General features: G+C 35.8%; 16 protein-coding genes. 10 read left to right on the forward strand and 6 right to left on the reverse strand.

What is annotated here, in order from left to right; genetic code table 11:
- Positions 1 to 81 precede the first annotated feature (81 nt).
- Together H8707_RS15255 and H8707_RS05930 are read left to right on the forward strand one after the other, a co-directional pair.
- Positions 82 to 195, forward strand: coding sequence for a methyltransferase (locus tag H8707_RS15255; protein ID WP_394354645.1), 114 nt, complete (start codon positions 82 to 84; stop codon positions 193 to 195).
- A 512-nt stretch (positions 196 to 707) separates the two neighbouring features.
- Positions 708 to 833: a hypothetical protein gene (locus tag H8707_RS05930; RefSeq protein WP_262429208.1), complete on the forward strand. Its 126-nt coding sequence runs from the start codon at positions 708 to 710 to the stop codon at positions 831 to 833.
- Positions 834 to 1,067: 234 nt separating this feature from the next.
- Here H8707_RS05930 and H8707_RS05935 read toward each other — a convergent pair whose 3' ends face one another.
- The 4 genes from H8707_RS05935 to H8707_RS05950 are packed head-to-tail and all read right to left on the reverse strand — an operon-like array spanning position 1,068 to position 3,532.
- Positions 1,068 to 1,538 carry a flavodoxin gene (locus H8707_RS05935; protein WP_262429209.1) on the reverse strand — a complete coding sequence of 157 codons (471 nt, stop codon included), beginning with the start codon at positions 1,536 to 1,538 and terminating at the stop codon, positions 1,068 to 1,070.
- Positions 1,538 to 2,185 (reverse strand): transmembrane-type terpene cyclase, encoded by a 648-nt coding sequence (locus H8707_RS05940; RefSeq protein WP_262429210.1) that lies wholly within the window; start codon positions 2,183 to 2,185, stop codon positions 1,538 to 1,540. Before H8707_RS05940 ends, H8707_RS05935 begins: the two co-directional genes overlap by 1 nt.
- A 16-nt stretch (positions 2,186 to 2,201) precedes the next feature.
- A complete protein-coding gene (locus tag H8707_RS05945; protein WP_262429211.1) occupies positions 2,202 to 2,954 on the reverse strand; it encodes a hypothetical protein in 753 nt (250 codons plus the stop codon).
- The gene (locus H8707_RS05950; protein ID WP_262429212.1) at positions 2,951 to 3,532 is read right to left on the reverse strand and encodes a TetR/AcrR family transcriptional regulator; all 582 of its coding nucleotides are present in this window, start codon (positions 3,530 to 3,532) and stop codon (positions 2,951 to 2,953) included. The genes H8707_RS05945 and H8707_RS05950 overlap by 4 nt, the downstream gene beginning before the upstream one ends.
- A 110-nt stretch (positions 3,533 to 3,642) precedes the next feature.
- On the opposite strand from H8707_RS05950, the gene H8707_RS05955 reads away from it, so the two are divergent.
- The 5 genes from H8707_RS05955 (at position 3,643) to H8707_RS05975 (ending at position 7,585) form a co-directional block, all read left to right on the forward strand.
- Positions 3,643 to 4,419, forward strand: a complete 777-nt coding sequence (locus H8707_RS05955; protein WP_262429213.1) for a hypothetical protein — start codon at positions 3,643 to 3,645, stop codon at positions 4,417 to 4,419.
- 176 nt (positions 4,420 to 4,595) lie between these two features.
- On the forward strand, positions 4,596 to 4,970 hold the full coding sequence (locus tag H8707_RS05960; RefSeq protein ID WP_262429214.1) for a hypothetical protein: 375 nt from the start codon (positions 4,596 to 4,598) through the stop codon (positions 4,968 to 4,970).
- Positions 4,971 to 5,392: 422 nt separating this feature from the next.
- Positions 5,393 to 6,529, forward strand: a complete 1,137-nt coding sequence (locus H8707_RS05965; RefSeq protein ID WP_262429215.1) for a copper amine oxidase N-terminal domain-containing protein — start codon at positions 5,393 to 5,395, stop codon at positions 6,527 to 6,529.
- Positions 6,530 to 6,543: 14 nt separating this feature from the next.
- Complete coding sequence (locus H8707_RS05970) at positions 6,544 to 6,975, forward strand: hypothetical protein (RefSeq protein WP_262429216.1); 432 nt, start codon at positions 6,544 to 6,546, stop codon at positions 6,973 to 6,975.
- A 157-nt stretch (positions 6,976 to 7,132) separates the two neighbouring features.
- Positions 7,133 to 7,585 carry a hypothetical protein gene (locus H8707_RS05975; protein WP_262429217.1) on the forward strand — a complete coding sequence of 151 codons (453 nt, stop codon included), beginning with the start codon at positions 7,133 to 7,135 and terminating at the stop codon, positions 7,583 to 7,585.
- On the opposite strand, the gene H8707_RS05980 is transcribed toward H8707_RS05975, so the two are convergent.
- Both H8707_RS05980 and H8707_RS05985 read right to left on the reverse strand, forming a co-directional pair.
- The gene (locus tag H8707_RS05980; protein ID WP_262429218.1) at positions 7,580 to 8,122 is read right to left on the reverse strand and encodes a methylated-DNA--[protein]-cysteine S-methyltransferase; all 543 of its coding nucleotides are present in this window, start codon (positions 8,120 to 8,122) and stop codon (positions 7,580 to 7,582) included. The two genes, H8707_RS05975 and H8707_RS05980, sit on opposite strands and share 6 nt — an antisense overlap.
- A gap of 12 nt (positions 8,123 to 8,134) precedes the next feature.
- Entirely contained in the window at positions 8,135 to 9,595 is a 1,461-nt protein-coding gene (locus tag H8707_RS05985) for a DNA-3-methyladenine glycosylase 2 family protein (RefSeq protein ID WP_262429219.1), read from the reverse strand.
- A 335-nt stretch (positions 9,596 to 9,930) separates the two neighbouring features.
- Here H8707_RS05985 and H8707_RS05990 point away from each other — a divergent pair, with 335 nt between their 5' ends.
- The 3 genes from H8707_RS05990 to H8707_RS06000 all read left to right on the forward strand — a co-directional run bounded on the left by H8707_RS05990 (position 9,931) and on the right by H8707_RS06000 (position 12,930).
- Positions 9,931 to 10,695, forward strand: a complete 765-nt coding sequence (locus tag H8707_RS05990; RefSeq protein WP_262429220.1) for a hypothetical protein — start codon at positions 9,931 to 9,933, stop codon at positions 10,693 to 10,695.
- A gap of 253 nt (positions 10,696 to 10,948) precedes the next feature.
- On the forward strand, positions 10,949 to 12,094 hold the full coding sequence (locus H8707_RS05995) for a sensor histidine kinase (protein WP_262429221.1): 1,146 nt from the start codon (positions 10,949 to 10,951) through the stop codon (positions 12,092 to 12,094).
- A 143-nt stretch (positions 12,095 to 12,237) separates the two neighbouring features.
- Complete coding sequence (locus H8707_RS06000) at positions 12,238 to 12,930, forward strand: hypothetical protein (protein WP_262429222.1); 693 nt, start codon at positions 12,238 to 12,240, stop codon at positions 12,928 to 12,930.
- Positions 12,931 to 13,029: the final 99 nt, after the last annotated feature.

Here is a 13,029-nt window from a genome sequence, read left to right on the forward strand (position 1 = left end):
GTGTTGCAGTGTTATTGCTGGAGCCTTTTTTAGAAGTCAAGATGTACCGGAAACTATTCGAGGCTGGTTGCTACCGCATCAATTCAAACTACAAATGAACAGCATTTGATAAAAACAGGGTTGTATCATATAATAAGAAATCCAGCTTATACTGGCAGTATAATTAGTTTACTTGGGGTAGCCCTAGTTTACTAAATAGGAATTTGAAGAATTAAGGAGGCAAAGCGAATGTTTCATTTACCAACTATTAAATTTTGGAGGATTGCTGGTTTTGTAATTCTTGCGTTATGTTTTTGTTTTGTGTTGTTAGGTACATTTGGAATTAATGAATCTATTGTTTACAGGTGGGATACAAATTAGAGCCTAATTCATCTGGCGGAAAATGGTTATTATGGTCATTTTTAATATTAACTATATTATCTTTTTTTCTACTAAAAGTTTCACGAAATCGAATTTATGTCAATACGCCGTAAATGATGAAACTGCTTCTGCTTTAGCTATTGTACTTATGACGATTTTATATACACCTGTGGAGATGTTTATATTCAAATCTTTGAGGAATGGGCGGCTAAGAATGATCTCAATTTCAAATAGCAAACACTATTATATGAAATTGAAGGAGTATTATGCAAAACAGAAAGAAGAAATAATTATTTCATAGCTCAGCAGTTGAGTATTTGGAAACTTTATAGGGAAAAAATATTTGGATGGCAGAAAGATTATATGGAAGACTCTTTGAGCAATATTCAGAATTTTTATCTGGATTTGTTTACAAAGAGCATACTCTAAATATATATGACAAGGGAGCAGTCATCTTTATCATCATCTCTTAACACATGTTGATACGACCTGTAAGTTGGAAAAGCAATGAACTTAGTAATATCAATAACTTAAGCCATTGAATGTGTAGATGACATTCAGTGGCTTTTACGTGTTGGAGAACATATCCAGAAATAGTACATTTCGTATTTTTGTTAAAAACACGAGACTATATTGTTATGGCAAACTAAGTGTATGTTGTTTGTTGTGGTTTATAGCAAATTCTCCTGAAAGATAGCAGAATCTATTTATTTTATCATTATACTTACAACTTCATCGATCCATTTCTCGTAATCATCCTTCTTGGCAATGCCCCACTGTAAGGGAAGAATAACATCTGATTTCGGGCATATTTTTTTCATTGTATCCAGTGTTGCACTTATATTACCAAGTCCGGAAGTTGAAAACGGAATAACAGTTTTTCCTTCGAGGTCACAGTCTTTTATAAACGCTGCGACAAGCACTGGAACATCCAACCACCAAATAGGATAGCCAACAAAGACAGTATCATAGCCCGAAAGGTCTGGTATTTTATTAATTGCTTTTACAGGAACACTGCTTTTAAGCTCTTTTTTCGCACGCACAAGAGAGGAAAAATAATTTCCGTAGGGGTTTTCTGCTTCAAGTTTCAAAATATCGCAGTCAAAACCCTTTTGTATCTTCTTGGCAAGCTTTTCCGTAGTACCTGTCTTGGAGTAATATATAATCATCGCTTTCATTACAGTGCCTCCCTTATTGTATTTATCGATTCTTCTTTTTTGAAACCATGCAATGCCACTATGTAAATTACATCAAATATATAGCATATGATGCCCATTAGGAGTATATAGATGTTGAATGACTCAATTATACCACCGAGAATAGTGGGTGCAAGCGTTCCTATCCATTTAGCGACAGCCATTAACATGCTTTGTCCACGTGTGTTTCCACGCTGATACAGCATAACAAGGAACATGATGGACATTGCTGCATTTTGTGCAAAAGCTGAATATTGAGATGCTGGAACGGATTTAAAATGAAAGTAGAATGCAAATTGTATCACAAAGCAGGACATAAATGCCAAAATACTGAACATCACAAAATATTTCTTTGCCTTTATGGGAAAATACTCACGGCCATACTTAAAGTATGTGACAATGATGATTGCGTCCAGCATCGTCCATACGAGATTGACCCAGCCTTGAATCGGATCTGAACCAAGAAAAAGCTGGTCAACTGAATAAATCAGTTCCCATGCAAAATTAAGCCCTAATGCGAATAGAGGCATAGAATAAGTTTTGTCTTTAAATCCACCTCTGATAAGCTCTATATAGACAATCGACCAGCATATGCCACTTAGTATCATCAAAACTGCTTTTATATTCAAAACAAACCCTCCTATGTTATAAAACACTTCTGAATGCGTTTGAAAACTCTACTGCCATGTGAAGTGAATGGCCGTCCACAAGCTCTTGTGGAGTTTCAATGGGGAAATATGCTCCCGCCAAGATGTCAAGTCCACCTTTAAACTTTTTCACCTGATGCATGGCAACAGCATTTTTTTTACTTGGGTTGCTTGTTAAAAACGATGCCCCTATAAGCCTTAGATTATGTTCCTCGTCTACCGATTCAGGAGCAGGCTCTTTCAGCTTTCCGATCATTTGGGTCGGCATACCGTACATTCCCATAATTTCAGTTACACTGGTCATTGAAGCATCAATATGGTCAGGGTGCATATTAAGCAGAAACTTCTTCATCTTAAATGCCGAGCTGATGATTTTTAGATACTTTTCTACAGTAAGACCTGTCACGGTTAGGTGTGCACGAGCCACTTTTTTGCTGTAATCGCCATCGGATTTTGAGAGTATATCCAGCCACATTTCATCCGCCTGTCGATACTGCTTGTCATAAAGCCTGTTTAGTCCATCTTTGCCAATTCGTAACTTGTTATCAAGCAAAACACCACGGACTTTTTCGGGTGCAAGAGTGTTAATCTCGTTTTCTGTCATCTCTTTGCCATTTGCATCTAAAACTGTTGCTCCTAGTTTTTCCATTTCGAACAGAGTGTAGTAGCCACGACTGATATAGATTTCCGCTAGCTCCTGCTGAGTGTATTCTCTGCCATCTACAATCACTTTGATTTCTGTTTTTATCATGATTTCCCCTCACCATTCTGTTTGTTATATCGTGTTACGTAAAACGCTTCCATTCCATCTTGGTATAGTTCTGCTACCAAAGATATGAACTCCTCTGCTGATAGATCTTTACCTCTGCGTAACCACAGTCGAAACAATGCCAATGACCCAGAAAGACGATACTCTATCAAATATGGTTTTAGTTTGTGGTCATCTGGAAAATTTAATTCTGGAATGTCTATATTAGGCAGTGATATTATCTGTTTTAAAAAATGATTGTTGCCATAATCACCAAGCAACGCTTCCAAATATAGCTCTTTTTCTTCATACAGCTCCACTAAATCTTCTACAAAAGAACGGCCACTTTTTCCTGCTTGGCTACGTTTTTTGACAATGTCATCTAAGAGTTCCTGCTCAACAGTCGAGAGTAAATCATTAATGTCAAAAAAATACTGATAAAATGTACTGCGATTATAACCTGCTTTTCTCGTGATTTCTTGAACGCTTATTTTATCCAGCGGTTTTTGGCTATATAATTGGCAAAAGGTATCAATAAATGCCTGCCGTGTTTTATCGGTAATATCTTTTTGCTTTTTCATAATAATCCGACACTTCCTATCAATAGTGTTGTTGTCTTTAGCTAACTTATATTTTATAATAGTATACAACACGTTGTTAGTTTAGTCAATTAAAAAAGGAGGAATTTATTATGTCAGAGCTAAAATACACAATCACTGTTGATGGTGAAGTTTGGTCACCTACACAACTAGAACGCTTAGAATATGAACGTAACCTGCGTATGCTTCATCAACTAAAACGCCTAGGTGTGGAGATTAAAGATGGTGACAAAGTACTATCCGATGATAAAATCGACTATCTAAGCATGAAAAAGGCATGGGAAGTTTCAATTGAAACTCGCCTACAATACAAAGGCGAAACGGTTATCGAGCTTTACAAAGATGCTTTTAAGTTATCGGATGAAATGTGGAGAGAACTAGCCTTCTCACAGAATAAACCAATGAAAGTATCTCGTGCTAATTTGCTGGTTACAGGCAGTACATTGCAAGAATTTATGGCTGTTATGAAATCAATACAAGAAGAAGACCGAGTTGGTCTTGCAGTACACCCAGAGCATTTTATCTGCCATGTTTCTTTTGATGATGGCGAGCTTCTTGGAATTGAGCCTTTTGGTATGTATGGAACACCAACACTGGTTAAAGTTAGTGTGGTGGAAGATTCCCAGTTATCTGAGCAAATCTTGGCAGATAAAGACCCTGCTTTCCCTATAAATATGGCTGGTGAAGCATATCTTACTGATGGAACTCCTGTAAACTGTCCTTTCCATCAGTTCAGACCTACTAAAGATGGTTTTGAAGCTAGAACCGCAGTTTACTGGCCAGAGAATACTCCGGATGAGATTGTTCATGGACACTCACTACACCTTGCAATGGAATTCTACCGTGGTGTAGTGCTAACTGAAAAATAAAATAACTACAATAATAAAATAACTACAATAATAAAACTCCTAAAGAGATAATGCTCTTGGGAGTTTTATTTTTAAATCATATCATTAAAGCACTATTGTTTTATCTCTTCAATTTTCGTCAGGTGTTTGTCTTACAAACTTTGTGATGGAGAAAAAGAGATAACCCACCCGAAATCTTGGCATATTTGAAGATTTCCCTTGGTGAAACTCTCCCTGATATTCGGCAGTCAAAAAAGCTTTCTACCCTGTATCATCTGTCTTTAGATGAGCTGATTGATTTTGATTTGGATGTTCAGGAAATTCAAGAGGTAATTGATAAGACAAACGAGGAAATCTCAGATAAGGTTGATTGGACAAAGGCTTGGGGAAAGAAATATCCAATTCTTGTGAACTATCAGCAGCAAGTGTACACGAGTGCCTATGCTAATGAATTGGAAACCCTATTGGATGATTTGCAGAAAAAATATGGCTATAATGAGCTGGATGCTTTCCTTGTGCTGAAAGATATTCTGGCAGTTGTCTGGAAAAGTAGGAGAGCAAACGATAAATAATCAGGGTACGTTGAGGCAACAATTCTGATGATGTATTGTGGTTTGGAGGACAAATAAAGGATTGACCACAACATATAGTGATTTGAGGATGAAATTTGGGTCAAAAAATAGTGCTTTTTCACTGATTTTTGACCCTCTAAAATAAGGAATTTAGCAGAGGCACTCTATGCAAAATATGTGTAGAGTGCCTTGTTAGATATTGTTAAACAAACAACTGTTAGCTCAAGGAAGTTTGTCCTATTTGGTCAATTTATAATGGACTGGATTCTTGCGGAAAGATGAATTCAAACAGTTTACAATATTATTACAGTATTGTACAGGGAGGAAACCTTACTAATTTATGTGATATTATATAGCTGAGATATTAATAGATATAAGCGATGATTTTATATTGATGGCAGAATGAAAAGGAGGGAAAATAAGTGTTTAAACAATGGAAGGGATTTTTATCAGGAATTATTTTTACGCTAACAATCATGATAGTGACAGGTGCAGTGTTTGCCGCTGCAACAAACACCAATATAGAAGTATACTATGACAATATAAAAGTACTGCTAAATGGTAAGGAAATTGAATTTAAAGATGCTAAAGGCAATAATCTGGAACCCTTTAATCATAAGGGTACTATATATGTACCAATTCGTGGAGTTTTAGAAGCATTGAATAAGGTTGTTGATTGGAGTGCTGATTCCAAACAAGTAAAAATATATGACACAGAAATTGATAAATTCTGGGATAACTTAGTAGAAGTACCAAAAAACCTCGTGGGATTTGATTTTTATTGGAGACATATAGATGATGATATTATGGAAGCTGTAGATAATTTAGTTGAAAAACATGGCGTGGACGTATTGTTTAAAGGATTAGAATCGACGAATATATATAGCCAATATTATTGTATAAATAGGCTTGTTGAATATTATAATGAAAACGATATAAGGATAAGTGCAATAGAAAAAATCACACCATTTTTAAACAGCAGCAACACAAAACTTAAAGATGGTGCAGAATTTGCAATATCCGTATTGACTAAAAAGTTTGATAGTCCTTATATTGTAAATGTTGATGAGAATACTAAAATCTTTGCATTATTCAATGATTATTCCGACTATGGAAGCTATAACGAACTATGGATAATAAGAAATGATAAGCTATCAAAACTTCATTCTTTCTCTAATTCACAAGACTATATTGATAGAGGTGAAAAAATTCAAGTCTCTCCATCTAAAGATAAAATAGCAGTGCAAACATCCAGCAGAAGAAGCAGTTCAATAAATATTATTGATTTAAACAGTGGAGAGATTAGTCCGGAACTTATGAAATTAGCTATAGAAAAAGTTGCAAAGGATAATAAAGATTATAATAATACCTATCCTGATGGTCGATATAGTTGGGGCAGCAACTTAAAATGGGTGGATAATAATACATTGGAGTTTGAGGCAGGTCTATCATATAATTTTATGGAGATAATTGAAAATGTAATTGTAAAATATGATGTATTAAATAATTCTCTGGAATATATAAAGCAATTTACTGAAACTGCCTTGACGAGTTATTAAAGGAGGATAAGAGTATGATTAAATACTTAGAAGAAAGTACAAACAATGTTAAGAGCAGACGGAAGTTTTCTAAGATGATGCAGATTATTGTTTATTTAGTAATCTGGTCAATGTCAATAATTGTATTTTGGATTGGCGGAAGATTAGATGCCATGGGGTATTCGCTTGCGGTATTTTATTTGGTTTTACCTATCACAACCTTTGTTATTTCCATATTCATGGGAAAAGATAATAGTTGGGCAAATTACAAATGGCTTATGCTTTTATTCTTTGGTGTGATGTATATGTTAGCTTTATATGCTACGTTTAGCTTAGCGAATGCAATTGCTTTCGACAAGAATAACTTACCGAAAGTGGCGGATATGCTTCCTGGAATTTTATGTTCAGCCGCCGGATTACTTACTGGGACGATAATAAATGCCATTAAAACAAAGAAATCCCATTGATGTGGAAATCAAAATAACATAAATATTTCAATCACTTATCAGCACCCTTGTGAAACCTTATGCTCATTAACACAAAATTGATTTATTTTATCACTATGTGAACTAAGTATTATTTGTATTCAAATAGATAAATAAGAAGATTGTAGGGGAGGGTGCAATGGAACTTGTAAAGATAACACATGAGAATCTTGAAAAGGAACACATTTGTTGCGCTATTGCAAATAATAAGGATAGTCAAGTAACGTCAAAAAAATCTTGGTTGAAAGGAAGGTTGGATGAGGGGCTTGTTGTATTATCTTCAAAAAAGAAAATGGGATATCTTTCAGACCCTAAATATATGAAATACAAGGGTTTTGAAACCGTAGATAATGCAAATTCATATTTTGAACTGATGTATCTACCATTTAGCCATGAAACTGAAAACCCACATTTCAAACAACATCTAAAAGAAATAAAACATAATGATTCACAGAATGGTTTCTGGTTATACTACACAAATCAATGCCCTTTTACAGCTAAGTATGTTCCACTTCTTGAAGAAATAGCGAAAAAGAGAAGTGTGGATTTTCAAGTGGTTCATATACAAGCAAAGGATTATAATTTTTTATAATGCTGTACCCTTTTTCGGTATAAACAAGCGAGACATATCCACCCCCTCTAATTCCAATAATTTAGTTTTCATGCCAACACCTCCGGAATATCCTGTTAGGCTCCCGTTTGAACCGACTACTCGGTGACATGGGATAATAATAGATATGGGATTGTGTCCAACTGCTCCGCCAACAGCTTGACTTGACATATTTTTCTTATTCATCTTTGCTGCCATTTTTTTAGCAATAGAGCCGTATGTGATAACCTCACCATAAGGGATTTCACATAATATATTCCACACACCTTGACGAAATTCACTACCAATAGGAGCTAATCGTAATTCAGATATTTTGGGTTTTTCTCCTGAAAAGTATCTATTCAGCCACCTTTTTGTTAGATTAAATATGCCTATATCGTTTTGCCCTATTGTTTCTAGTATGGTATTGCCGTGATATTTTTGCCCCTCCATCCATAGACCTACAAGATTTTCACCATCGCCGTCACACGCAAGTGTAATAAGTCCCAATGGAGACTTATATGTTGTTGAATAATACATTTTTATACCTCCCTATAGAGTATTCCACAAATTTACGGTGGCATAGCTGCGCCATGGTCGCCATGCTTCCGAAATTTTTAGTAGTTCTTTCGAAGTGTAGCCCGGAAGAGCCTTTTTTATGCCTGCGTCCGTTTCAAGAAAAGCGTCTGGCCATTCCATAGAGCGCATGGCAATATATTGTGCCGTCCAGCTTCCAATGCCGCGGATCTTCATAAGTTTTTTGATTTCTTCCTCCGGTTGGGATGGGAGGTCAAAATCTATTTCCTTCTGTGTCAATGCCCGCGCCAATTCGTAAATAGTATCCGACCTTGCAGAAGTAACACCCAGAACACCAAAATTATCGCTAATATCACTACCCATATCCAATATATTTTTGGGGGTCGGGAAAACATGAGTCAATCCATCAATCCCGGTTAGGATAGGTATGCCGTAGTTTTTCACAATTCTTGCTGCCAGTGTGCTTGCAGCTTTTATTGAGATTTGTTGCCCAAGCACAGCTCGTACCGCCATTTCAAATGCATTGAAGCTACCTGGCACACGGGTTCCTAAAACACAAAGACCGGGATGAATATTGTTCATTTCTTGTAGTATTTCATATACTGCATCCGGGTTGCAATATAGATCAAACAAGTGCCGTATTCGTGCCAATGTCTGGGGAAGTACCGGCAACAATGTTTCGCTTACGACTGCATCTAATGCATTTTTTTTAGGATTATGACTTATCTTCACACATCCAAATATACTGTTTCCCTCCGTGTTTTCCAAATGAACGGTGCGCATATATTCATTATTTTTTACGATCTCTATTCCTGTGATTGCTCGTTCAGAAAGGAAGTGGAGCATCTCCTCCCAATGATAGGGCGGACGATAACCCAAAGTCAACGTAATGTCCCCATTTGTTCGTTTTTTTTCCGATATTTTTTTCCGGAGCTCCGTGGGAGCGAGATGGTAATGATCTTTAAACACATCATTGAAGCGGCGTAAACTGCCAAATCCTGCCGTCATTGCAACGTCCAATACTGATAAATTTGTATCCGTAAGTAAGTTTTTTGCAAGGAGCAATCGGCATGTTTGTAAATATTGGACTGGCGATACATTATATTCTGTTGTAAATACGCGTCTCAAATGGCGACTTGTGCAGCCAAGGCGCCCGGAGAGTTCATCTAAGCTTTGTCCGCTGCCGCAATTTTCCTCTAACATTCTAGCTGCTCGAATAGCTAAATTTGCAGTTGCATCGGTTATGGAAGTGCCGGGGGCGAGTTCCGGTCTGCATAAAAGGCATGGACGGTATCCAGCATGTTCGGCTTCTGCTGCCGTATGATAAAAGGTGCAGTTTTTAGCTTTAGGCTGTTTTGCTCGGCAGACCGGACGGCAATATATCCCTGTCGATGATATTCCCACAAAAAAACGTCCGTCAAAACGAGCATCCTTCGCTTTGAATGCAGCATATAAACCGCTATCATTTTCAATCATTTTTTTGCCTCCTATATTGAAGTTTAGTTCATTATAGCATATTTCTTACAGAATGCTCGCTGTTTTCGGACAAGCTTTTTCTTTAAGAATTTGCTAAAACTGGACTGACACAAGAAGCTGTCGTAGAAAAAATAGGTTCTAGCCGTCATACAATATCAAAAAATATGGCAGCCGAAGATTTTATTGTAGCGGTAGTTTCAGTTTTAAACAGAGAAATTGATAAAAATTCAATACATGAAAAACCTTATTTAGTACATGAATAAAACTAAAACATAACTTTCTATTTATAGTTTAATTGAATGATTGTGTAAAAAAATAGAAAGGGAGTGTGAAAATTGAATAATAAAAAAAGAAATAGCAAGACATCAAGATACCAGAAATTATTATCAATGTTTTTGGTAACCCTTATGCTTATTACTATTTTACCTCAAGGGAATATATCTGCCTATGCCTACAGTTCCAACATAAGTCTGAAAGTTGATAAAACCAGCATTTCAGGCAACGAAGCAAAAAATGGAGGCGGTATTTTTGGAGAAACCGGCTCTGAAATAATTATTAAAAATGGTAGCAAAATAAAATGCAACATAGCAAATAATAGCGGCGGAGGCATTAGTATCAGTGAATTGGATAATCTATATATTGCCAAAGATGTAGAATTTTCACACAATGAAGCTGAGAAAGAAGCAGGAGGAATTCTCGAAGAACATATTCCTATACATGATAAAAATATAAAAACAGATACGCGATCCATACCTACAGAATATCTATATAACAATTACGATGTGGGATACGATACGTATAAAGTTGAACTTTATATAGATCATGAACTTAAAGATACCTTAAATGTTCAAAAAGGCCATAACATAAATGGAAAAATTCCGGAAGAGATTGCTTCATTAGTTGTTGGAAACTGGTATGAAGATGAGAACTATTATTTTGAATTTTATATGAATACCAGTATAACAAAAGACACTAAAATATATGCCAGAGGTAAAAAAATTACACTGACCTATGACGGCAACGGAGGAACCGGAGTACCGGAAGCAGAACTACAACAAACTGTATGTATACTAAGAGACGGCTTAGGGTCAAATTATTAAGTATATTATACCTTTAACCGGCTATAATATACTTAATTCTTGTCTAGCAACATGAATCTAAATGGTAAGGAGGATAATTTATGACAATACTTGCCATAGGAATGATAATTATATATTATTATTTATTTATTATTATCAAAAGATGTTCCCACCAAAGAAATCAAAGCATATACAAGCACTATGCTCTATGCTAATAGTTGCATTTACTTACGTATTCTTCCATAAAATTGATATGTTTTGGGTGGTTATGATATTGATTATAATCATAATGACATTCTCACTGCGTTTAACTACGGGAATGAATTGGCTTCAATCATTATATGGAGGTGCCATGTGCGTTTTAAGCGCCTACTGTTTCCGGGGTATATTGATTTCTACTTTGTCACTTTTTTTTGGTTCTAAAAACTTGTTACATAATAACAACATTTATTATACTATTACAGTATTTGTATTGCCTCTTTCTCTTTTATTTTTGTTTATATTGCGAGCCACTATTTTATCCGATGAAAAACTAAAAATTCTATTAAATAATTCTGCTCAACTGAAATATATCGTAGTTTACGAAATAATAGCTGCAATCAATCTGGCAATTATAAATTTCGGGCGAGTATTATCTCTTGACGTTGTTTGGTATACGGAAATAGCATTAACAGCAAGTGTATTGACCATCGGTATGCTTATGTATTCTATACACCAATCTATTAGAAGTATTGAACTTTTAGAATACAAATTAAGAGCTCAGATGTTAGAAGAACAATTTGATAGGCAGGTATCACATTATAAATCCTATCAGAAATATACTGAGAGCTTTCGAAAATTCAAACATGATTATAAATCATTGATGACAACATTAAAGACGCTGCTAAGAGCAAATGAGATTGATAAGGCCATTGATTTAATTGATGATATCTATGATGATATGAATAATAAGGTACAAGTTCATAAAAAATACTCTGATAATGTAGTTTTAGACGCCATATTACAGGATTTAGCCAATTTCTGCCAGGAGAAAAAAATCCGATTTACATCTAAGGCATTTGCTCCAAAGGACACTGAACTCACTTTACTAGATGCCCTTAGAATCATGTCCAATATTACTAATAACGCTATTGAGGCTTGTTTGAAGGTTCCTGAATCAGAACGATTTATTGATATTCTTTGTGCAGATTATTCTGAATGGGCAATGCTTCAAATGACCAATTCATATGATGGACAAGAGATATTTAAAAATGGGGAGCTAATGACCACAAAGACTGATGAACATGGACATGGCTTTGGATTGAGTATTGTTAAGGATATCGTGGAAGGGTTTGGAGGGTTTGTTTTATATGATATTGGCCCAAAGGAGAAAATTTTTACAATTAAGATTCATCTGCCTAGAGCAGATAAGGGAGATTAGACAAATGGAATAGTGGAAGAGACGAAACTCTAATAAATATCATTGTAATAGCATGTCACATAATTGGAAAAGCCTTAATATAATAATATAAGATAGTGTAAGTATAAAACTATCTAATTATTATATGCAAAGGAGTATTATTTATGAGTTACAATTATAATTATTATAATATGTATAATCAGAAATGTTCTTATGATATGTACCAGAAGAATAAATACCCATGCTGTTGTGATTATCAATTCCCGTGGTCGATGTGCATTGTATGTCCACCCGGACAACAAGGGCCACCGGGACCGGCAGGTCCACAAGGTGCAACAGGGCCACAAGGACCGCAGGGTGTAACAGGCCCACAAGGACCTCAAGGTGTAACAGGTCCACAAGGACCTCAAGGACCGGAGGGGCCGCCGGGACCGATATCACAGGGTGCATTTGGGGGATTGATGTCAGATGTAGGTTCTATCCAATTAACAACAACACCTTCTACTGTAATAATGACAGAGCGCTCACAAGCATCTGCGGATATAAGTTATTCAACTGCAAATGCCATTACAATTGAGAATGCAGGAATATATCGTGTAGATATTTTAGTAGTAGGAAATTCAGTAATTAATCAAAATGCCCGTGTTGGTCTTAATATCAATGGTGTTTCAAGTGATGATATTAGACAAACTCTAAACCTTACAGCTCTTTCAGTTGCCACATTTGCCCTTACAAATTTCCTTACCTTAAATGCAGGTGATATTTTAACTCTTCAAATGGTAGCAGCTGAAGAACTCGTCTTTTACTTTGCAAGTGAAGGTCCGGGAGCTATTTTAACTGTTGAACAAGTCGCATAAAATAATAATAGAAACCCTATTGCTAGTCGAAGCAATAGGGTTTCTATATGTGGGAACATAAAGACTACAAGGTGGCTTTGTATTTCATCTACACTGTCT

This window comes from Paratissierella segnis (assembly GCF_014385195.1).
Classification (GTDB): domain Bacteria; phylum Bacillota; class Clostridia; order Tissierellales; family Tissierellaceae; genus Paratissierella; species Paratissierella segnis.